The organism is Aeromonas sp. R9-2 (assembly GCF_040908025.1).
Taxonomy (GTDB): Bacteria; Pseudomonadota; Gammaproteobacteria; order Enterobacterales; family Aeromonadaceae; genus Aeromonas; species Aeromonas veronii.
The window spans coordinates 220,240-239,492 of record NZ_JBFOCX010000026.1; the positions used below are offsets into that span (position 1 = coordinate 220,240).

Consider the following 19,253-nt stretch of genomic DNA (forward strand, 5'->3'; position numbering starts at 1 on the left):
ATGAAATCGAGCTATTACCTCATTTTTATCTCGCTGCTTCTGCTGGCGGGATGCAGCAGTCATGGTGATGCATCGGCGCAGAGTCAAAGCAATGGCATGGCGGTAGCCAAGGCCGCTTTTGATTCTGCCCAGTATGAGAAGGCTGAACGCCTCTATCTGGCGCTCTTGAGCAGTGATGCCTCGCTGGAAGAGGCGCAGCTGATGCTGGCGCGAACCCGTTATCAGCAAGATAAAAAGCAGGCCGCGCGCGATGGTCTGCAACAGCTGCTAGACCGCGCTGGCAAGCAGGCACCGGAGGCGGCCAATTATCTGGGCAAGTTCCTGCTCGATGATGGTCGTACGGAGGAGGCCACAACCGCTTATCGTCAAGGACTCGCCTTGCCAGAGCTGACACCGCTGGCACGGGCCCGGCTCAGCAACGGGCTGGGGGTTGCCAGTCTGCGGCAGGGGGCGTTTGCCAAAGGGCGAGCGCTGTTTGAGGCGGCGGTCGCCGCTGCTCCGGATGAGCCTGACTATCGCGGCAATCTGGCATTGGGCTGGCTGATGGAGGGTAACCGGGTCGCAGCTCGTCAGGCCTTCGAGCCGCTGCTGCATTATCAGAGTCTGCCACCCCAGGTGGAGATGAACTACGCCCTGCTGCTGCTGGCCGAGGGCAATGAACCTCAGGCTCGCCTCATCCTGTCGCGCTTTCTCAGTGCCAGCCAGCTGGAACACGATATCCGGCTGCTCAAGGCGCAACTCAGAGGGCAGTCTGTGTGAATCATCAGCGTGGCGTGGCCAGCATCGAACTGGTGATCATCTTGCCACTGCTGCTGGCGTTGTTGTTGCTGGTGGTGGATGTGCTGCGGATACAGCTGCAATACAGCACCCTGGAGTATGGCCTGCGCGCTGCATTGCGGGAGCTGCAGGCCGAGTCGGCCGCAGGGCGTATCCCCTTGGCTGGCGCTATTCGGGAGCGGTTACTCAAGCAAGGGCACGGTGAATTGGCCGGGGTGGAGGTGACTGTCAGGCATCATGTGTCACTTGCAGCCATGTTGGGGCAACAAGAGGGGGGGCTGGATCCGGGCAGTGACACCCGTGCGCCTGCCGATCCCGTGCTGGAGGTGACTGCCAGACTTCGCCCCCGTTTGCTGCTGACTCCGAGCTGGCTAGTGGCCGATCGCCAGCTGGGTTATCAGAGCACCTTGTTGTTGCTGACTGACCGGTTGCCGGCAGGTGGTGCAGGATGAGCAGAACCATCTCTCGACCCGCACAAAACAGAGGGAGCATCAGCATCGAGGCGATGCTGTTTATCCCCGCGCTGTTGGCCCTGCTCAGTTTTGGCAACGAAGCATTGCAACTGCTGCGCCTTGAACAACGGTTGCACAATGTGGCCTATAACGTGACGCAGATCGTGACCCAGCAAGGGGTCACGCAGGATGCGGCGGCAGTTTCCCAGCTGGCGTTTTATCAAGGATTTGTGCAGCAGCAACTGGCGGCTCTGCATGGTGGGCAAACGGCGTTGACCATAGAGCAGTACAACAGCGCCAATGGTGAACTGTTGCCGCTGTTGCAGGGAAGTGGCTGTGCCGGGCAGGGCAATTGGCCGCCGCTGCGGGTTGGCACCTTGATGCGGGTGACCCTCTGCTATCGCCCGGATGTGGACGGGGGGAGCATGTTTAGCCGCCTGTGGGGCGATCGTGCGTTGACCACCCACTTTATTCAGGAGGTTCACTGATGCCACTATTGTCTGAACAGCGTGGCGGCTTATCTCCGGCATTCGCAGTGATGCTGGTCGGGGTATTGGCGCTGACCGGGGTCGCCATCGAGTTGGTGCGCGGTTACAACGGCCAGAGTCTGCTCAGCGCCGCTGCCGATGCAGTCATCTACTCTGCGGCAGATAGCGACACAGCCCAGCAGGATGCTCAGGCGCTGATGCAGGCCAATCTGAGCGGGCGTAACCTGCAGGTGGCTACTCCCCGCCTGAACCAGGGAGAGCAGGGGGCGCAGGTGATCTTGCAGGGAAAAGTTCCCGCTCTGATGGATCTCTCGGCGATAGATGAAGGGGAGGAGGGGATGCCGATTGCGGCGGCTGCGCGTGCCAGCAGTGCACGAAGCCGGATCGAAGTCGCGCTGGTGCTGGATATTTCCGATTCCATGTCAGGTGCACCCATGAAGGCGATCAAGCAGGGCCTGGTCGAGTTTGGCGAGGTGCTGTTTGGTCGCGAGCGGCGCAATCAGGATCGGGTGGTCAGCATCATTCCCGCCACCGGACTGGTCAATATCGGCGATCATCCCGAGCTGTTTCATCCCGAAAGCATAGAAATTCCCTTCGGGTTGCGGACGCTGGCAGAGGAGCGTGGTTGGCTCAATCTGTTGTCGCGGGAGGTGCCAGGGCGTCAACGCAAGGCATTCTGTGCCAGATTGCCGGAACATGTTGATGGTATCGATCGAGTGGCAGAGGTCACGCCCGGCTGGATCCGCAAACTGGAGCTGGTCCCGCGGGATGAACTGCGGCCCCATCTTTTTTACAGCACCAAGCCTCCCCCCATTGCTCGTTATGGCGATGGGACGCCCTTGCTGGCCTTTGCGCCCAAAGAAAATCCGCTGGATCGCTATCTGGAGAATCGCCGTGACAAGCTCGGTATTTTCGATGATGCAGATTGCGGGGTCAGTCCGATCCAGCCTCATCTTGCGACCCGTGCCGACTATCGTCAGGCGCTTGATACCCTCTATGCCGCATTCAATACCAACACGGCAGAGGGGGTGATGTGGGGTTGGCGGCTGCTTTCACCAGAGTGGCAAGGACGCTGGCGGCAGGGGGCGGCAGCTTTGCCGCGCCCATATGGGTTACAGGATAACCGCAAGATCATGGTGCTGTTTTCTGATGGGGAGCACATGGGGCCCGAGGCAGCATTGCGGGATCGCAAGCAGTTGCTGTTATGCCGGGAGATGAAACGCAAGGGGATCCAGATCTACACAGTGGCGTTCGAAGGGGATACCCGTTTCGTGGCCCAGTGTGCCAGTGATCGCTCCCTGGCCTTCAAAGCAACCAAAAGCAATATTCGTACTGTACTGACCCGGTTGGCGAGCTCCATCAACGATGTCGTGTTGACGAAATAATGCAAAGAGGGGCCTGAGCGGCCCCTCGCTATTCAAGGTGTTAACAGGGTCACATCGCCGCGCGGAAGATGGCGACGATCTCTTCGTGGCTTGCCTGTTTCGGGTTGGTGAAGCCGCAGGCATCTTTCAGGGCGTTGCTGGCCAGGGTATCGAAGTCATCGGCCTTGACGCCGAGCTGCTCCAGACCGGCCGGGATCTTCACATCCAGCGCCAGCTGCTTGATGGCGGCAATGGCAGCGGCAGCGCCCTGCTCGTCGCTCATGGCGCTCACGTCCACCCCCATGTAGCGGGCCACATCCTTCAGACGAGCCGCGCTCACCTGGGCGTTGAACGCCTGAACGTGGGGTAGCAGTACGGCATTGCAGACACCGTGGGGCAGGTCATAGAAACCGCCCAGCTGGTGGGCCATGGCGTGCACGTAGCCCAGGCTTGCGTTGTTGAAGGCCATGCCGGCCAGGAACTGGGCATAGGCCATCTGCTCGCGGGCGTGCAGATCATCGCCGTGGTGAACGGCGGTGCGCAGGTGCTTGGCGATCAGCTCGATGGCCATCACGGCGCTGGCATCGGTCACCGGGGTGGCGATGGTGGAGACATAGGCTTCGATGGCGTGGGTCAGGGCATCCATACCGGTGGCGGCGGTGAGACCAGCCGGCTTGGCCAGCATCAGCTCGGGGTCGTTGACCGACATCAGCGGGGTAACGTGCTTGTCGATGATGGCCATTTTCACGTGGCGCGCTTCGTCGGTGATGATGCAGAAGCGGGTCATCTCGGAGGCGGTACCGGCGGTGGTGTTGATGGCGATAAGCGGCAGTTGCGGTTTGGCGGAGCGATCCACCCCTTCGTAATCCTTGATGCTGCCACCGTTGGCGGCGACCAGCGCGATGCCCTTGGCGCAGTCGTGGGGCGAGCCGCCACCCAGCGAGATAACGCAATCGCAGCCGTTGGCCTTGATCATGGCCAGACCCGCTTCGACGTTGCTGGTAGTGGGGTTGGGTTTGGTCTCATCGAAAACAGCGCTTTCAATGCCATGTTCAGCCAACAGGGTGGTGAGCTTGGCGACCACGCCGATCTGGTTGAGAATTTTGTCGGTGACGATCAACGCCTTGCGATAGCCGTAACCCTTGATATCGGCGGCGGCCTCTTGCAGACAGCCGGCACCCATCAGGTTGATAGCGGGAATATAGAACTTGAATGTAGCCATGATGGACTTCCTATAGTTAGCCATTAAGTGGTAGTTGAGAGCTAGGCTACCATCTAGAAAGGGATACAAAAGCATCTTGTTTACAACTTTACGGGGTCGATCACGAGTCGTTAATTAAGCGCTGAACCAGGCTTGACTTTCCTGCATCTGACTCGATTGAAAGAAAAACGTTTGTCAATTATTTCATTGAGTTAGCAAACGTTTTGCATAATGTTTGTCACTGTCAATGCGTGGAAGTGTGAGGCGCTTCAAGGAATTGGAAAGCGCTTTCGACCATAGTTGGCGCCTCCCCGAAGAGGGGGGGAAAGGCTTGAAAGTATCATAAAGAATCATCTTAACTTGTGCCCTGACCATGCTGGCAGGGGGCAACCAGGAGTCCAATATGTCTGATGTATTTCACTTGGGTTTGAAGAAAGCGGATCTGCAAGGCGCCACCCTGGCGATCGTCCCCGGTGACCCCGAGCGCGTGAAGCGTATCGCAGAGCTGTTGGATAACCCGGTGCACCTGGCCAGCCATCGTGAATTCACTACCTGGCGCGGCGAGATGGACGGCAAGGCCGTGATCATCTGCTCTACCGGTATCGGTGGCCCGTCCACCTCCATCGCGGTAGAAGAGCTGGCCCAGCTGGGTATCCGCACCTTCCTGCGTATCGGCACCACTGGCGCCATCCAGCCGCACCTGAACGTGGGTGATGTGATCGTGACCACCGGTTCCGTGCGCCTCGACGGTGCCAGCCTGCACTTTGCTCCGATGGAGTTCCCGGCTGTTGCCGACTTCGACTGCACCACCGCGCTGGTGAACACCGCCAAAGAGATGGGCTCCAAGCTGCACATCGGTGTGACTGCCTCTTCCGACACCTTCTACCCGGGTCAGGAGCGTTACGACACCGTATCCGGCCGCGTAGTGAGCCGTTTCCAGGGTTCCATGAAAGAGTGGCAAGCCATGGGCGTGCTGAACTATGAGATGGAGTCCGCAACCCTGCTGACTATGTGCTCCAGCCAGGGCCTGCGTGCCGGTATGGTGGCTGGCGTTATCGTCAACCGTACCCAGCAGGAAATCCCGAACGCCGAGACCATGGCGAAAACCGAATCTGATGCCATCAAGATCGTACTGGGCGCTGCCCGCAAGCTGATCTGATAGCCCTCTTTGTAACAAAGAGTACCGAGTGGGGGGTGGGGGCCGTCGCGAAAGCGCGGCCCCTATCTTTATCCGCCGTTTACCGCCTTTCCTCTCCCGTCACCCCTTTCACTGATCCCGCCGCACTCGCGCTAGTTGTCTCTGCGGGCTGCCTCTACCTATTGCCCCTAAAAAGGCGCGGCACAGCGGATCTGCATCGGCTCGCCGCTCACCGGATGAGCAAAATCCAGCTCGCTGGCATGCAGCATCAGCCGCGGCGCCTGTTCGCAGCCGGGTTGCAGCAGGCCGCCATAGAGATCGCAGCCGAGGATGGGGTGGCCCAGAAGCTGACTGTGGATGCGCAGCTGATGGGTGCGACCGGTCTCCGGCACCAGTCGTACCCGGGTCAAAGGCACGGTTTGTCCCTGCATCTGCTGCGCCAGCCGCTCAATCACCCGATAGCGGGAGCGGGCGGGTTTGCCGCTGGCAGCGCAGATCTTCATCAGCGGGAAAATCGACGGGTCCTTGGCGATGGGGGCGTCGATAAGCCCTTCATCGTCAGCCAGATGACCGCACAGCAGGGCGCTGTAGGCCTTGCTCACCGCCCGCTGACTGAACTGCTGGCAGAGCAGGGCATTGATGGCCTTGTTTCTGGCCACCACCATGATGCCTGAGGTGCCAAAATCTAGGCGATGCACCAGGGTGCAGCCAGGGAAATCCTGCACCAGTCGATAGTGAACCGAGTCGAGGTTCTGCGGGTTCTTGCCTGACAGACTCAGCAGGCCGCTCGGCTTGTTGATGAGCAACAGGTGCTCATCCTCGAACAGGATCTCGATGGCGGCATTGCAGGGCGGGGCAATAAAGGTGTCGACGATAACAGACATAGGGGGCACGGGCAGAAAACGGGGGGCCATCATACCCAAGTGGCGGGTAAGGCGCGAATCGGCGTGCCGGATGCGCTCCCCACACCATTCCCTCATTGCGGCCTGCTGCTGGCCGGCTGTGACAGTGTGAAGGTAACTGATTGAAAAAAATCAGGAACCATTTTGTGACCCCCTCCCGAGTTCAGCCGCCTCGAGCTTGCTAAGGTAGGGCTCCCTTTGATGTTGTAAGGAGTCTCTCCATGGCACTGCCCGTTATTCTCGATTGTGATCCCGGCCACGACGACGCCATCGCCCTCATTCTGGCGCTGGCCAGCCCTGAACTGAAGGTGCTGGCGGTCACCACCAGCGCGGGCAATCAGACCCCGGACAAGACCCTCAACAATGCCCTGCGCATCCTCACCTTGCTGGGGCGCGACGATATTCCGGTGGCGGCCGGGGCGCCGAAACCGCTGGCCCGGGAGCTTATCATCGCCGACAACGTCCATGGCGAATCGGGTCTCGATGGCCCCAGACTGCCGGATCCCGCCTTTGCGCCGCAGGGGATGACGGGGATTGAACTGATGGCCAGATGTCTGCGCGAGAGCGCGGAGCCCGTGACTCTGGTGCCGACCGGCCCGCTCACCAATATCGCCCTGCTGCTGGCGGCTCATCCCGAGCTCAAACCCAAGATTGCCCGCATCGTATTGATGGGGGGCGCCGCAGGGGCTGGCAACTGGACGCCTGCGGCGGAATTCAATATTTATGTGGACCCGGAAGCGGCCGATATGGTCTTCAAGTCGGGCATCCCAATTACCATGTGCGGCCTCGATGTGACCCATGAGGCGCAGGTGATGGACGAGGATATCGAACGGGTACGCGCCATCACCAATCCGGTGGCCCAGTGTGGGGCCGGTCTGCTCGACTTTTTCATGATCTACCATCGGGATCCCAAGTGGGGATTTACTGGTGCACCGCTCCACGACCCCTGTACCATTGCCTGGTTGCTGGCTCCCGAGCTGTTCCACGGGGTCGAGTGCCGGGTCGATATCGAGACCAGAGGGGAGCATACCGTGGGGATGACGGTGGTGGATCGTTATGGTCTGACCGGCAAGCCAGCCAATGCGCTGGTATTGTTGGGGCTGGATCGTCCGGGCTTTATCGATCTGCTGGTGACGCGGCTGCGGGCGTTTGACTGAGCGCCGGTTCATTTTTGCAAGAAGGGGCGGGGAATGTGGAAGAGAGGCTTGGTGCTGCTGGCCGGGTTGCAACTGACAGGCTGTGCGACGCCATTCGAGCGGATGTGGCAGGGGCTGGCGACCTGTGAATTTACCGATCTCTATATCGACGGTGAGACGGGACGGCCAGCCAATCTGCAGCTTAACAACTACACCCCCTACAAGGTGAGCGACGGCTTTGCCTGGTACAGGGTGCACGAGGAGCTACACGGCTTGCCGGTGGTCGGCTTTATCGTGCCCGCTTCCAGCTTCGAAGTGCATGCTCTCTTTGTCGATACTCCCATCGCCAATGCCCGCCGCTTGACCCACAACGCCTACGGCAGCGAGTTTGGTGACGAGCAGAAGCATGACCAGGGGTTGGCGCCCCTGCTGCTGCGCGATCCCAACAACCCCAAGCGCTCCATCATCGACTGCACCCGCGGCGAGTCTGACGGAGAACTTGAGGATTCGGCCATGCCCGAGTAGGGCCACCTGTCACGCCATCGGCCTGAAAAAAGGGGGGCCAGCCTTGTCAGCTGGCCCCTCTTTTTTATTGTTGCTTAGCGCCCTGATCAGGGATAGCTCAGCGTCTCCTTGATAAGCGGCAGTTGAGCCTTGATCCATGCCGGATTGCAATAGGTTCCCCAGTCGCAGGCCTGACTCGACATCATTTCAGGGATAGCTCAACGTCTCTTTGATAAGCGGCAGTTGAGCCTTGATCCATGCCGGATTGATGGGGCCCCAGTCGCTGATGCGGTAGTGTCCCTGCAGGTGGCGAGCCCCCTCGGTCTGCTCGAAGGCGCAGCTGATGTCGAGCTCGGCCAGCGCGCTCAGGGTATCTTGCGCGGTGCGGCGCGGCATGCCGGTTGCCTCCATGATGGCGGGCACCGTATCCGTGCCCTGGCTGATCAGCCAGGCCACGTAGAGCCGCCGGTAGAAGCTGGTGCGGGTCTTGCTCGGCTCGCTCATAGCTCGTCCTCAAGACGATCGAAGTAGCGCCAGGTCGCAATCGCTGCTTTGCCCATCACCAGTGCCCAGAGGCCGAACCAGAACCAGCGGAAGAAGCTCCAGGTGGAGGCGTCAGGCTCTGTGCTCTCAATCTTGGTGACGTTGGGGAACATGGAGAACATGTTCACGCGCCAGCCGTAGGAGGTAATGATGGCCAGGCGTTTCTCGAACTCCATGGACTTGGCCTTGGCCTGGACGTCGGCGGCGTTGAACTTGAAGTAGAAGGGCCAGCCCCACTCGGTATCTTCATTGCGAAACACCCGGATCTTCTCGCCGGGGCGCTCGGTGTAGATGTAATAGACGTCGGTGGTGGGGCCGTCAGCCGGGTTCTTCTGGCTGATGGGGCCATCCTTGTCGGTGCGCTTCACCTCGACCCCGGTGATGGTGGCGATGGTGTGCTCCGGCAGGTAGTAGTCGAGCCAGGCGGCGGAAATGAGGGCGATGAGCCCCAGGGCGATAAAAGCGGGTTTCTTGAATCTCAGGCTCATGGTGTGCTCACGTGAGGGGGAGTAACGTGCCTCTACCATACCGATATTTGACAGGGCAGCCCAGCCCCTTATGGCACCAACGGCCAAAAAATGGCGTTTAAAACAGAGACAAAGCCATTGCTCCATCAACAAGAAAGGCCCTTGCGGGCCTTTTTGTCTGGTTCACTTTGTGCGCTTACAGCTGGAATTGGGCCAGCTGCTTGCGTTGCTGCTCGGCGAGCTGGGAGAGCTCGTTGCTGGCACTGGCGCTCTGGCTGATGCCGGCAGAGCTCTGGCTCACGATCTCGTGAATATTGGTGATGTTGCGGTTGATGTCGGCGGTAACGCAGGACTGCTCCTCGGCGGCGGTGGCGACCTGGGCGTTGGCATCGTTGATCTGGCGCACGGCACCGGTAATGCCGCTTAGCAGATCCTGCACCTGAGCGGACAAACGCTGGTTATGGCTGAGGATCTCCAGGGTCTCCTGCACGCCGTTGTTGGCGGACTGGGACTGGCCCTGCAGCCGCTCGATGATGGCCTGGATCTCCTTGGTGGAGTCCTGGGTGCGGGCTGCCAGCATTCTCACCTCGTCGGCCACCACCGCAAAGCCGCGCCCCGTTTCACCGGCTCGTGCCGCTTCGATGGCGGCATTGAGCGCCAGCAGGTTGGTCTGCTCGGAGATCCCCTGAATCACTTCAATTACCTTGCCGATCTGCTCGGACTGGGATTTGAGCTGAGCCACGATGGCGGCGGCATCTTCCAGACTGCCTGCCATCCGGCTGTTGGCGGCGATGCTTTCGGTAAAGAGGGCGAGCCCCTGTTCGACCCGGCCATTGGCATCCCGCGCCAGCTCGTCGGCGATGGCGGCGTTGTGGTTGACGTTGTCAGCGGTGCTGGAGAGTTCGGTCACGGCGGAGGCGACCTGTTCGATCTCGCTGTGCTGCTGCTTTGCATTGGCCTCGGACTGGGTCATCACGGCGGCCAGCTCGGTGGCGGCGGAGGCGACGCTGTTGCTGATTCCGGTCAGGCTCTCGATGGTGCTACCAAGTTGCCCCAGAGTGAGATTGATATCTTTGGCCAGACGGGTCAGCTCGTTGTTGCCCTCCGCTTTGGCGCGCACGTTGAAGCGCCCTTGCGCCACGGCGTGCATCACCTCTTGCAACTGACCGATGGGGCTGACGATGCGCCCGGAGAGGACCCAGCCACAGATCAGCGCTGCTAGCAGGGTACCGGCGGTGAGCAGCAGGGTACGCAGCAGGGTGGCGTCGTAGTGGGCCTGCTCTTCGGCCAGCTCTTGCTGGATCAGCTGGTTGATGTGGGCGGACATGCTGTCGATCTGTTTGATCAGCTGTTCACCCAGCTCGCGGAAATGGAGGCGAGCCGCCTCGTAGGCGACCGGATCGCCGCCACCCTGATGTTTTTGCGCAAGCAGCGGCAGCATGTTGCTGCGGGTATGGCTGAGGTAGGCCTGCAGGGCGGCAGCGACCTGACGGTTATCCTGCTCGGCACCGGGAAGCACCAGACGGCCGAGGATGGCGTTGATCTCCTGCTCGGCGCTGTTGAGGTTTGCGGGCAGAGCGGCAAACAGCTTGGCATCGTAGAGGCCATAGATGGCGCTGGTGCGCAGCCGGTAGGTGGCGTGGATCAGTTTGGCAATATCGTCCTTGTGCTGGACCACGCTCTGGGTCGTCTCATCTATGTCATTGATGGCTTCATCCAGACCCTGTTTGCTGATGGCGATCATCACCATCATCAGCAGGCTGGCCAGCAGCAAAGGTATCAAGACCTGGACACGTATTGATAGATTATTCAATGACATAAATGGCTCTAATCCGGAATTGGAGGAGCCGACATCTTACACATGCACGTCAGGAGCTGTCACAGGCTTTTATTGCTGAAATGTGCTGAAGAAAAGGTTTTTTCTTGTGAGAAAGGAGCCATTTAGGCATGATTGAGCGCTTTATCCCCTGAATATGTGGTACAACTGGCTGGGTTGTGTCAATCCTGTCCCGTTTTCGTGATTTCCCGCTCTCGTCATATGGAGGTGTGTTGTGTCCAGCTGGATCGATCCGGCCATTCTGGCTCTGTTTATCCCGACCTTTTTCTTTGTCTCGGTGACCCCCGGCATGTGCATGACCCTGTCGATGACGCTGGGGATGAGCCTGGGGGTGCGCCGAACCCTGCACATGATGTGGGGGGAGCTGATCGGGGTCGGGCTGGTCTCGGTGCTGTCGGTGATCGGGGTGGCAGCCATCATGCTCAACTATCCGGGGATCTTCGCCGCCTTCAAATATGTGGGGGGCGCCTATCTGGTGTGGCTTGGCATCCAGATGTGGCAGGCTAAAGGGAAGATGGCCATTCCGGCGGATCTCTCGGCCGGTCAACAGACCAGCGCCATGGGGTTGGCGCTGCAGGGCTTTGTCACCGCCATCGCCAACCCCAAAGGGTGGGCCTTCATGATCTCCCTGCTGCCCCCCTTTATCTCTGCCGACAAGCCGATGGCGCCGCAGATCAGCGCACTGGTGGCGCTGATCCTGGTCATCGAGTTCTCCTGCCTGCTGCTCTACGCCAGCGGCGGCCGCACCCTGCGCCACTTCCTTGCCAAGAGCGGCAACGTCACCCTGATGAACCGCATCGCCGGTACCCTGATGCTGGGGGTGGGAGTCTGGCTGGCGCTCGGGTAAGAGCTGTCAGTGACTCTCGCCACAAAAGAAAAATGCCACCGATCGGTGGCATTTTTTATGGGCGCAGGGGAGCTCAGCGCGGTTTGAAACGCTCGACCCAGGGGTTGGCAGTGAGGCCGTGCAGGATGACGCTCAATATGATGGTGCAGAGCACGGTGGCGATGATGGGGCGTTGGCCAATCAGGGAGGGCTCGTTTTGCAGCACCATCACCGCAAAGACGATACTGGCAAGGCCCCGCGGGCCGAACCAGCCGATAAAGAGCTTGAGCTCCGGCTTGAGGCCGGTGCCGATGAGGCTCAGCCAAACCGGCACCATCCGCAGCAGGGTGAGGCTGGCAATGGCATAGAGCCAGTATTGCCAGTGCAGCAGCTCCGGCAGAATGGGCATCAGGGTTGCACCAAACACCATCCAGATCACCACGGAGAGCAGGTCGCCGTAGCCTTCGCAGCTGTCCATATAGGCGTGCTTGTGTTCGCCGAGGCGGCGTCCCATTAGCAGGCCACCAACGAAGGCGGCGATAAAGCCGCTGCCACCGAGAGTCTGGGCCAGCGCAAAGCAGAGCAGGGCCAGTCCCGGCATGGTGAGCTGGCGCCAGAGCGGCAGTTGCCAGCCGTTGAGATAGGAGATTTTCAGTAGCCGGATGGTGAGGCAGGTCAACACAAAGGCGACCAGCAGGCCAATGCCGATCTCCTCCAGCATCAGAGTGATAGCCAGCGTCGCGGTGCCTGCGTGCTGCTCGGTGGGGGCGATAAGGGCCAGCAGCAGAAGCAGCACCGGTACGCAGATGCCGTCGTTGAGGCCGCTCTCCTGATTGAGCCCTTCACGTACCGGTGCCGGCACCGCGGGGTTGCTTACCACCGCCTTGCCGAGCGCCGCATCGGTGGGCGCGAGAATGGTCGAGAGGATCGCCATCTCCAGCAGTGGCAAGTTGGGGAAGATCCAGTGGCCAAACAGGGCGCCACAGAGCAGGGTGAGGGGCAGGCCAATCAGCAGCAGCCGGATGGGGAGCTGGCGGTTGGCCAGCAATACCTGCCAGTTGGTGTTGGCGGCATCGTTGAACAGCACGATAACCAGCGTCAGCTCGGCCAGCAGCTTGATGCCGGCGCTGTCGATAGAGAGGGAGAGCAGCTCCAGCCCTCCCGGCCCCAGTAACCAGCCGGTCAGCAGAAAGAGCAGGGGGCCGTTGACCAGTTTTGACTCGAAGCGCCCCGCGATCAGGCTGTAGAGCAGTAAAAAGGCGGCGATCACCGCCAGATTCTGGTAAAGCAGGTGTGTATCCATACAACCTCCTTCCAGCCCCGGGGGGCGGTTTAATCGGTCAGGCAGTCCGGGTCGAACACATACTCGCCGTCCAGCCAGCGCACGATTTCATCGACGCAAGCCTGATCGCGAAACGGCAGGTAGCGCGCCTTGAGGGCGGCAATCTGCTCGGGAGTGAGCCGGGCCAGCCCCAGATCCTGAAACAGCGGCAGGTCGGCCTCAATCATCGCCGAGATCTGCGGGCCGCAGGTGGCGTTGAGGGAGGCGTGCAGCGCCTTGTCGGGATCATACTGCTTGCCGAGCTTGTAGCTCATCGGCAGGGTGGCGAGGGGCAGGGCGGAGAGCGCCGCCTGCTTCATCGGGTTGACCGCGTGGCCGGAGAGCAGCTCCGCCAGCTCGGCGGGGCGGTTCTCGAAGGCACGCAGATAGAGATAGCTGCTCGCCTTGCTGCCATCGTTGACCGGGTAGTTGTCCCACAGGAAGGGCTTGCGGCCGAGCAGCTCGGTCACCTGCTTGAGGTGCACCGCCGGATACTCGGTCGAGCAGACCTTGGGGCCGGTCCAGAAGATCTCGAAGCGGCGGTCGAGTTGCTCGCCAATCTCCTCCAGATAGCGCGGTGGCATGGCGCCGAACACCTTCTCCAGCACCGGATCGGTCGAGTAGTAGCTGGGGCAGAAGATGAGGCGGGTCGCCTTGCTGTGGGCCGCAATGTCGTGGGCGATGGTGAGCTGGTGCCGGGCCAGGTCCGGGGTATCCCCCTTCATGTCGTCAAACAGTACCGCCAGAATGTCGGGTTGCAGCACTTCGTCGATAAGGCGCACCTTCTCAAGCAGCGCCGGGCGCTTGCGATCATAGTCGTGATGCGCCCCCATGGGGCTCAAGCCCACCCCGAAGGCGAGCCCGTTGGCACGGCACTGGCGTGCCAGTTCGGCGAGATCCGCCAGCTGCTGCTCGGGCCAGGGGAGGGCCCAGTGCTTGCGCAGATAGCCATCCTCTTTCGGGGCGTAGATATAGAAGCCGTAGCCGTGGCGCGGCAGCCACTGGGCGTAGCGGGCACGGGCCTGCCAGCTCCATCCCTTGCCAAAAAAGCCCTCGATCACCCCCAGATTGGCAGAGGGGGGCAGCAGACCGGACTGCAAACTTTGATATGGCATAACTCTCTCCCTTCTTGCTGGGGACTTGATACGGGACGGTCGGTCAGACCGGGTCCTCTTCCTGAAAGCGCACCCCGATCTTGCCCGGCACGCTCTCGTCCATTTCGGCCACGGTCCAGATCAGGCCCTGCCATTCGATGTTGTCACCGACCACCAGATTATCGCCCAACTGGCTTGCAATAAAATCGCCCAGTGTCTGATCCGCCACCTCGCTCACATCCAGACCGTAGAGAGGGGCGAGATCCACCAGCCGCGCGGCTGCTTCCAGCAGGAAGTCACCGAAGAAGCGGGGGCCGAGATCTTGCTCCGGCGCCTGACTGAACAGCTGACCGAGGGCTGGGAGGTCGCGTTCGTGACCGATGACGCAGAGGATGTCATCGGCCTGTAGACAGGTACTGCCCGAGGGGTGGAGCAGCTCGCGGCCACGAAACAGGGCGCAGATCCGGGTGCCGGTAGGCATCTGGAGATCCCGCAGCGGCGAGCCGATGCACCACTTCTCCTCCCCCAGCTGGTAGACGAAGGTCTCCCACTGGCTGTCGAGATCGATTTCGAGCCCGGAGCGGTTGATGGGGGACGGTGGTGCCGGTACCTCCACCCGCGCCAGTTTTGAGGCCAGCGGTAGCGAGCTGCCCTGCAAAATCAGCGAGACCAGCACCACGAAGAAGGCGACGTTGAAGTAGAGCTGAGCGTTGGGCAGCCCCGCCATCATGGGGAACACTGCCAGAATGATGGGCACGGCGCCGCGCAAGCCGACCCAGGAGATAAACCAGCGCTCGCGGGGGGCGAAGTTCTTGAACGGCAGCAGCCCGATCCAGACCGACACCGGGCGGGCAAACAGGATCATCCACATCGCCAGCGCCAGCGCGGGCAGGGCGATGGGCAGCAGCTTGTGGGGGGAGGCGAGCAGCCCCAGCACCAGAAACATGCCGATTTGGCTGAGCCAGGTCAGACCGTCCAGCACCGACAATGTGGTGCTGCGACTGCGCAGGGCGAGGTTGCCGAGCAACAGACCGGTGAGGTAGATGGCGAGAATGCCGCTGCCACCGACCGCCGTGGTGAGGGCGAAGATCAGCAGACCGCCGCTGACGGTGAGCAGCGGATAGAGCCCCGGCGCCAAGCGGGCGGTGTTGATAAGGCGCCACAGCAGCCAGCCGCCGCCAAGGCCAATCCCGGCACCAAGTCCAAACTGCTTGACCAGTTGCAGCAGCAGGAAGCCCCCATCCAGCCCTTGTTGGGCGGTGGCGAGCACCTCGATCAGGGTGACGGTGAGAAACACTGCCATGGGGTCGTTGCTGCCTGACTCTATCTCCAGCGTCGCGCTCACCCGCTCGTTGAGGCTGCGCCCGCCGAGCAGGGAGAAGACCGCTGCCGCATCGGTGGAGCCGACGATGGCGCCGATCAGCATCCCCTGCATCAGGTTGAGGTCAAACAGCCAGGCGGCGGCGAGCCCCGTCAGGCCGGTGGTGATAGCCACCCCGACCGTCGCCAGCGACAAGGCCGGCCAGAGCGCCACCCGGAACGAGGAGACCCGGGTGCGCATGCCGCCGTCGAGCAGGATTATGGCAAGCGCCAGGTTGCCCACCAGATAGGCGATGGAGTAGTCAGCGAAGTGGATGCCACCGGGGCCATCCTCACCGGCCAGCATGCCGACGGCGAGGAAGATAACCAGAATGGGAATACCGAGGCGGGAAGAGAGGGCGCTCAACAGTACGCTGGCTCCCACCAACAGGGCAGCGACAAAAAAGAAACTGTTGATGGTAGCGGCATCCAAGGGCGAACTCCTTCCTGGTAATGTGCAAAGTAGGCACATTATATGCAGTTAGGCCCCCCTTGTGTGGCTTATTTGTGCATCAATTTGCACTTTCTTACATTTTTCATCCCTTTTTTCAGCATGACCGCGCCATATTCTGACAGTGACGGGGTTAACAAAAGCGGAGTCAAAGGAGCGTCGATTTCAGGATACGCAGGGAGGAGAGGGCGGGGAAAAGTGAAACGGCACAGCAGAGGGAGAGGGGAGCACAAGGGCGCTCCCCACGGGATGGGGGCGGGATTCAGTCGTCCTCGTCATCCTTCACTTCGCGGATCTTGTCCTTGTAGTTGGGCAACTGCTTCTCCAGCCGTTTCATGTCTTTGATGGCATTGAGAAACAGCCCGAGCAGGAACAGCAGCGGCAACCCTATCCACAGCCAGAGATTCATGGGATTTTCCTTTCGTCAGGACAGGTGGTGACATAACGGGCCAAAATTTCATCAAGGTTGGCCAATATGGTCGACTTGCCTTCAATATCCGCCTGTTGCAGACAAAGCGCCAGTGCCGCGGGATCGAGCCGCTGCTCATCGGACTCCAGCGAGAAGCTGATATGCCAGGGCTCGTAGGCGACCCCGCTCTCTGCCCCGACCGGCTTGGCATAAGGGAGGAAGAAGCCGAAGTCGCTCATATGGTCGCTGAGCCACTCGCTGAGATCCGCAAACCAGCCCCCGGCTTCATACTCCCACGGCTCCAGCGCCAGTTTGGTGTCGGCAGGCAGGCAGTCCGGGTCGTAGATATCGAGATCGGTCCCCCAGTGGTGACGGCTGGTGCCGGGCAGGGCGCTCCAGCGCAGGATGGCGTGCAGCCGCTCCACCTCGCTTAGTTGCAGGGCATCGATGGGCTGACTGTTGGCATCGAGCAGCGGTCGCTCACCGCGCCACTTGCCATTCCAGATGGCGAGCTGGCGCTCGAAGCTGCGCCAGCTGGAGGCCGCCTGCAGGTTGAATCCCTCATAGGCGGCCGCCACCTGCATGTCGTTGAAGGCCGCCGCGGTAGCGGCGGTCAGCCGATGGGGGCCGCGTCCCACCAGAATAAGGTGGCTCTCGTCGAGCCCCAGCAGTTGTTCCTGCGTCATGCCAGCAATCTCTCGAGCACCCCTTGATACATGTCCGCCAGCAGATCCAGATCGTCCGCCTTCACGCACTCGTTCACCTTGTGAATAGTGGCGTTAACGGGGCCAAGCTCAATCACCTCGGCGCCAGTGGGGGCGATAAAGCGCCCGTCGGAGGTGCCGCCGGTGGTGAGCAGGGCTGGCTGCTGGCCATTGACCGCCTCGATGGCAGAGACTGCCGCCGCCAGCAGTTTGCCGGTGTCGGTGAGGAACGGCTGGCCGGAGAGGGTCCAGCTCAGCTGATAATCGAGGCCGTGTTTATCCAGCAGCGCTTCGACTCGCTTGCGGATATCCATGTCGGTCAGTTCGGTACTGAAGCGGAAGTTGAACTGTACCTGCAGCTCGCCCGGAATGACGTTGGAGGCGCCGGTGCCGGCCGAGATGTTGGCGATCTGGAAGCTGGTGGGGGGGAAGTAGGCGTTGCCCTCATCCCACACGGTGGCGGCGAGTTCCGCCAGCGCTGGCGCGGCTTTGTGAATGGGGTTGTCAGCCAGATGGGGATAGGCGACATGGCCCTGCACCCCGCGCACCAGCAGATCGCCGGTGATGGAGCCGCGGCGGCCGTTCTTCACCACATCGCCTACAACGGCGGTGGAGGAGGGTTCACCGACGATGCACCAGCGGATCTTCTCGTTGCGGGCCTCCAGGGTGTCGATCACCCGGGTGGTGCCATTGATAAAGGGCCCCTCTTCATCGGAGGTGATGAGAAAGGCGATGGACCCGGTGTGATCCGGATGCTCGGCCACGAAGCGCTCGACCGCCACCACCATGGAAGCCAGCGAGCCCTTCATATCGGCGGCGCCGCGTCCGTAGAGCACGCCATCCTTGATGGTCGGCTCGAACGGCGGGGTGTGCCATTTGTCCAGCGGCCCGGCGGGCACCACGTCGGTGTGACCTGCGAAGCAGAACAGTGGCCCCTCGCTGCCACGACGGGCCCAGAGGTTGGTGGTGTCCTCAAACACCATGGGCTCGATAACGAACCCGATCCTGGCGAGGCGCTCCGCCATCAGGGTCTGACACCCTTCATCGAGGGGGGTAACGGAGGGGCGGCGGATCAGATCCTTGGCCAGTGCGATGACATCCGACATCAGTTGTCCTTAGTTGTCCTTAACGGGAAAAGAGGGATTGGTAGTGATCAGCCTTGAAACCCAGGGTCAGTTCGCCGTCACGGTCGAGCAGCGGACGCTTGATCATGGCCGGGTGCTCCAGCAGCAGGGCGCGTGCCTTGGCGGTGTCGAGTCCCTGTTTGGCCTCATCCGGCAGGGCGCGGAAGGTGGTGCCGCGGCTGTTGAGCAGGGCTTCCCAGCCGAGTTGTGCCAGCCAGCTGTCCAGATCGTCCGGGTTCAGGCCGTCGGCGCGGTGGTCGTGAAAGCGGTAGTCGATACCGGCCTCATCCAGCCACTTGCGGGCTTTCTTGATGGTGTCGCAGTTCTTGATGCCATAGAGGGTGATGGCCATGGGGAGTCCTTCTCTTGTGGGCGCTGGCCGTGGCCGCGCCCGAAAATCCGAATCAACGCAGTGCAAGGGCCCGATTCTGGCATTGTGGCAATCCCATGGCAACGCCGATGGTCCGGCTCGCGGGTTTTACCGGAACTGGTCACACCTGAACGGCGATTTTGAGCACAAGGTCAGAAGCTGTGGGGCTGGCGTGCCCGATGGGGTTGGGTATTGCGGGAGAAGATCGACTATTGCAGGAGAAAATGAGAAGGGGGCAAACGCCAGATAGCCAAAACGCGCCAGTGGGCGCGTTTTGGTCGGCATCATCAAGCACCTCAATCAGTGCAGGGTGGTCCACTCATGGTCAAAGACCCGGGCCCGTTCCCAGGGTGCATCAGGCAGGCTGGAAGAGAGGCCAGTGTATTTGCCCACGTCGTCCACCACGATGGCGGAGAGGATCGGCAGGTTGTTTTCGGTGCAGTACATGCGGATGCGTTGCAGCAGGGTGCGCAGTTCATCCTGGCACTGCTCCAGCCCGGCCTGCTTGGCCAGTTTGGAGTAACGAATGGTAGTGCGTTCCTTTGCAGACTCGACGAGGATGTCCCACAGCTTGTAGTCGCAGGTCGAAGCACCTGCGGTGGCTTGGCTTGTCATAACTCTCTCCGGCGCGAAATGGTCGCTATGTGTCGAAGCGCATCTTCGCCAGTTCGGCGCCGTCATATGTTGATCCAACGCAAAAAAGAGGGGAGTCGCGTCACACAATTCCCGGATATGGGGTGATAAAGGTTTTTCGGTAGTTGAAATAACGAAAAATTGTTACATGGC

At 61.0% G+C, this 19,253-nt stretch carries 21 protein-coding genes; 8 read left to right on the forward strand and 13 right to left on the reverse strand.

Annotated elements, in window-relative coordinates; translation table 11 throughout:
* The 4 genes from AB5Y71_RS15150 to AB5Y71_RS15165 are packed head-to-tail and all read left to right on the forward strand — an operon-like array spanning position 1 to position 3,102.
* Positions 1–759 (forward strand): tetratricopeptide repeat protein, encoded by a 759-nt coding sequence (locus AB5Y71_RS15150; protein WP_368171933.1) that lies wholly within the window; start codon positions 1–3, stop codon positions 757–759.
* Positions 756–1,229 carry a TadE/TadG family type IV pilus assembly protein gene (locus tag AB5Y71_RS15155; RefSeq protein WP_005359316.1) on the forward strand — a complete coding sequence of 158 codons (474 nt, stop codon included), beginning with the start codon at positions 756–758 and terminating at the stop codon, positions 1,227–1,229. Before AB5Y71_RS15150 ends, AB5Y71_RS15155 begins: the two co-directional genes overlap by 4 nt.
* The gene (locus tag AB5Y71_RS15160) at positions 1,226–1,717 is read left to right on the forward strand and encodes a pilus assembly protein FlpK (protein ID WP_368171934.1); all 492 of its coding nucleotides are present in this window, start codon (positions 1,226–1,228) and stop codon (positions 1,715–1,717) included. Before AB5Y71_RS15155 ends, AB5Y71_RS15160 begins: the two co-directional genes overlap by 4 nt.
* Positions 1,717–3,102, forward strand: coding sequence for a pilus assembly protein FlpL (locus tag AB5Y71_RS15165; RefSeq protein WP_368171935.1), 1,386 nt, complete (start codon positions 1,717–1,719; stop codon positions 3,100–3,102). Before AB5Y71_RS15160 ends, AB5Y71_RS15165 begins: the two co-directional genes overlap by 1 nt.
* A gap of 49 nt (positions 3,103–3,151) precedes the next feature.
* Here AB5Y71_RS15165 and yiaY read toward each other — a convergent pair whose 3' ends face one another.
* Positions 3,152–4,303 (reverse strand): L-threonine dehydrogenase, encoded by a 1,152-nt coding sequence (yiaY, locus tag AB5Y71_RS15170; RefSeq protein WP_005359322.1) that lies wholly within the window; start codon positions 4,301–4,303, stop codon positions 3,152–3,154.
* Between the two features lie 382 nt (positions 4,304–4,685).
* Between yiaY and udp the strand changes: the two genes are divergently transcribed.
* On the forward strand, positions 4,686–5,441 hold the full coding sequence (gene udp, locus AB5Y71_RS15175; protein ID WP_005337975.1) for a uridine phosphorylase: 756 nt from the start codon (positions 4,686–4,688) through the stop codon (positions 5,439–5,441).
* Positions 5,442–5,608: 167 nt separating this feature from the next.
* Here the strand turns inward: udp and AB5Y71_RS15180 are convergent, their stop codons facing one another.
* Complete coding sequence (locus AB5Y71_RS15180) at positions 5,609–6,304, reverse strand: RluA family pseudouridine synthase (protein ID WP_368171936.1); 696 nt, start codon at positions 6,302–6,304, stop codon at positions 5,609–5,611.
* 239 nt (positions 6,305–6,543) lie between these two features.
* Between AB5Y71_RS15180 and rihA the strand changes: the two genes are divergently transcribed.
* Both rihA and AB5Y71_RS15190 read left to right on the forward strand, forming a co-directional pair.
* Positions 6,544–7,479: a pyrimidine-specific ribonucleoside hydrolase RihA gene (gene rihA / locus AB5Y71_RS15185; protein ID WP_368171937.1), complete on the forward strand. Its 936-nt coding sequence runs from the start codon at positions 6,544–6,546 to the stop codon at positions 7,477–7,479.
* A 33-nt stretch (positions 7,480–7,512) separates the two neighbouring features.
* Positions 7,513–7,983: a hypothetical protein gene (locus tag AB5Y71_RS15190; RefSeq protein ID WP_368171938.1), complete on the forward strand. Its 471-nt coding sequence runs from the start codon at positions 7,513–7,515 to the stop codon at positions 7,981–7,983.
* Positions 7,984–8,169: 186 nt separating this feature from the next.
* On the opposite strand, the gene AB5Y71_RS15195 is transcribed toward AB5Y71_RS15190, so the two are convergent.
* The 3 genes from AB5Y71_RS15195 to AB5Y71_RS15205 all read right to left on the reverse strand — a co-directional run bounded on the left by AB5Y71_RS15195 (position 8,170) and on the right by AB5Y71_RS15205 (position 10,791).
* Positions 8,170–8,466 (reverse strand): helix-turn-helix domain-containing protein, encoded by a 297-nt coding sequence (locus AB5Y71_RS15195; RefSeq protein WP_005344341.1) that lies wholly within the window; start codon positions 8,464–8,466, stop codon positions 8,170–8,172.
* Positions 8,463–8,993 (reverse strand): DUF1523 family protein, encoded by a 531-nt coding sequence (locus tag AB5Y71_RS15200; protein WP_005350438.1) that lies wholly within the window; start codon positions 8,991–8,993, stop codon positions 8,463–8,465. The genes AB5Y71_RS15195 and AB5Y71_RS15200 overlap by 4 nt, the downstream gene beginning before the upstream one ends.
* 175 nt (positions 8,994–9,168) lie before the next feature.
* Positions 9,169–10,791 carry a methyl-accepting chemotaxis protein gene (locus AB5Y71_RS15205; protein WP_368171939.1) on the reverse strand — a complete coding sequence of 541 codons (1,623 nt, stop codon included), beginning with the start codon at positions 10,789–10,791 and terminating at the stop codon, positions 9,169–9,171.
* 232 nt (positions 10,792–11,023) lie between these two features.
* Between AB5Y71_RS15205 and AB5Y71_RS15210 the strand changes: the two genes are divergently transcribed.
* A complete protein-coding gene (locus AB5Y71_RS15210) occupies positions 11,024–11,656 on the forward strand; it encodes a LysE family translocator (RefSeq protein ID WP_005344345.1) in 633 nt (210 codons plus the stop codon).
* Between the two features lie 73 nt (positions 11,657–11,729).
* On the opposite strand, the gene AB5Y71_RS15215 is transcribed toward AB5Y71_RS15210, so the two are convergent.
* The 8 genes from AB5Y71_RS15215 to AB5Y71_RS15250 all read right to left on the reverse strand — a co-directional run bounded on the left by AB5Y71_RS15215 (position 11,730) and on the right by AB5Y71_RS15250 (position 19,082).
* Entirely contained in the window at positions 11,730–12,938 is a 1,209-nt protein-coding gene (locus AB5Y71_RS15215; protein ID WP_323887412.1) for a cation:proton antiporter, read from the reverse strand.
* Positions 12,939–12,967: 29 nt separating this feature from the next.
* The gene (locus tag AB5Y71_RS15220) at positions 12,968–14,071 is read right to left on the reverse strand and encodes a beta-N-acetylglucosaminidase domain-containing protein (RefSeq protein WP_208736631.1); all 1,104 of its coding nucleotides are present in this window, start codon (positions 14,069–14,071) and stop codon (positions 12,968–12,970) included.
* Between the two features lie 43 nt (positions 14,072–14,114).
* A complete protein-coding gene (locus tag AB5Y71_RS15225) occupies positions 14,115–15,842 on the reverse strand; it encodes a potassium/proton antiporter (RefSeq protein ID WP_005337934.1) in 1,728 nt (575 codons plus the stop codon).
* A 280-nt stretch (positions 15,843–16,122) separates the two neighbouring features.
* Positions 16,123–16,269 carry a hypothetical protein gene (locus AB5Y71_RS15230; RefSeq protein WP_005337933.1) on the reverse strand — a complete coding sequence of 49 codons (147 nt, stop codon included), beginning with the start codon at positions 16,267–16,269 and terminating at the stop codon, positions 16,123–16,125.
* On the reverse strand, positions 16,266–16,955 hold the full coding sequence (locus AB5Y71_RS15235; RefSeq protein ID WP_058058024.1) for a M15 family metallopeptidase: 690 nt from the start codon (positions 16,953–16,955) through the stop codon (positions 16,266–16,268). Before AB5Y71_RS15235 ends, AB5Y71_RS15230 begins: the two co-directional genes overlap by 4 nt.
* Positions 16,952–18,079, reverse strand: coding sequence for a succinyl-diaminopimelate desuccinylase (gene dapE, locus AB5Y71_RS15240; RefSeq protein WP_120415206.1), 1,128 nt, complete (start codon positions 18,077–18,079; stop codon positions 16,952–16,954). The genes AB5Y71_RS15235 and dapE overlap by 4 nt, the downstream gene beginning before the upstream one ends.
* 19 nt (positions 18,080–18,098) lie before the next feature.
* On the reverse strand, positions 18,099–18,449 hold the full coding sequence (locus AB5Y71_RS15245) for an ArsC family reductase (RefSeq protein WP_005344356.1): 351 nt from the start codon (positions 18,447–18,449) through the stop codon (positions 18,099–18,101).
* Positions 18,450–18,767: 318 nt separating this feature from the next.
* A complete protein-coding gene (locus AB5Y71_RS15250; protein WP_005337929.1) occupies positions 18,768–19,082 on the reverse strand; it encodes a hypothetical protein in 315 nt (104 codons plus the stop codon).
* Positions 19,083–19,253: the final 171 nt, after the last annotated feature.

Coding starts and splice junctions, on each gene's coding strand:
- AB5Y71_RS15150 (WP_368171933.1), top strand. CDS start 1: ATGAAATCGAGCTATTACCTCATTTTTATCTCGCTGCTTCTGCTGGCG.
- AB5Y71_RS15160 (WP_368171934.1), top strand. CDS start 1,226: ATGAGCAGAACCATCTCTCGACCCGCACAAAACAGAGGGAGCATCAGC.
- AB5Y71_RS15165 (WP_368171935.1), top strand. CDS start 1,717: ATGCCACTATTGTCTGAACAGCGTGGCGGCTTATCTCCGGCATTCGCA.
- yiaY (WP_005359322.1), bottom strand. CDS start 4,303: ATGGCTACATTCAAGTTCTATATTCCCGCTATCAACCTGATGGGTGCC.
- udp (WP_005337975.1), top strand. CDS start 4,686: ATGTCTGATGTATTTCACTTGGGTTTGAAGAAAGCGGATCTGCAAGGC.
- AB5Y71_RS15180 (WP_368171936.1), bottom strand. CDS start 6,304: ATGTCTGTTATCGTCGACACCTTTATTGCCCCGCCCTGCAATGCCGCC.
- rihA (WP_368171937.1), top strand. CDS start 6,544: ATGGCACTGCCCGTTATTCTCGATTGTGATCCCGGCCACGACGACGCC.
- AB5Y71_RS15190 (WP_368171938.1), top strand. CDS start 7,513: ATGTGGAAGAGAGGCTTGGTGCTGCTGGCCGGGTTGCAACTGACAGGC.
- AB5Y71_RS15195 (WP_005344341.1), bottom strand. CDS start 8,466: ATGAGCGAGCCGAGCAAGACCCGCACCAGCTTCTACCGGCGGCTCTAC.
- AB5Y71_RS15200 (WP_005350438.1), bottom strand. CDS start 8,993: ATGAGCCTGAGATTCAAGAAACCCGCTTTTATCGCCCTGGGGCTCATC.
- AB5Y71_RS15205 (WP_368171939.1), bottom strand. CDS start 10,791: ATGTCATTGAATAATCTATCAATACGTGTCCAGGTCTTGATACCTTTG.
- AB5Y71_RS15215 (WP_323887412.1), bottom strand. CDS start 12,938: ATGGATACACACCTGCTTTACCAGAATCTGGCGGTGATCGCCGCCTTT.
- AB5Y71_RS15220 (WP_208736631.1), bottom strand. CDS start 14,071: ATGCCATATCAAAGTTTGCAGTCCGGTCTGCTGCCCCCCTCTGCCAAT.
- AB5Y71_RS15230 (WP_005337933.1), bottom strand. CDS start 16,269: ATGAATCTCTGGCTGTGGATAGGGTTGCCGCTGCTGTTCCTGCTCGGG.
- AB5Y71_RS15235 (WP_058058024.1), bottom strand. CDS start 16,955: ATGACGCAGGAACAACTGCTGGGGCTCGACGAGAGCCACCTTATTCTG.
- dapE (WP_120415206.1), bottom strand. CDS start 18,079: ATGTCGGATGTCATCGCACTGGCCAAGGATCTGATCCGCCGCCCCTCC.
- AB5Y71_RS15245 (WP_005344356.1), bottom strand. CDS start 18,449: ATGGCCATCACCCTCTATGGCATCAAGAACTGCGACACCATCAAGAAA.
- AB5Y71_RS15250 (WP_005337929.1), bottom strand. CDS start 19,082: ATGACAAGCCAAGCCACCGCAGGTGCTTCGACCTGCGACTACAAGCTG.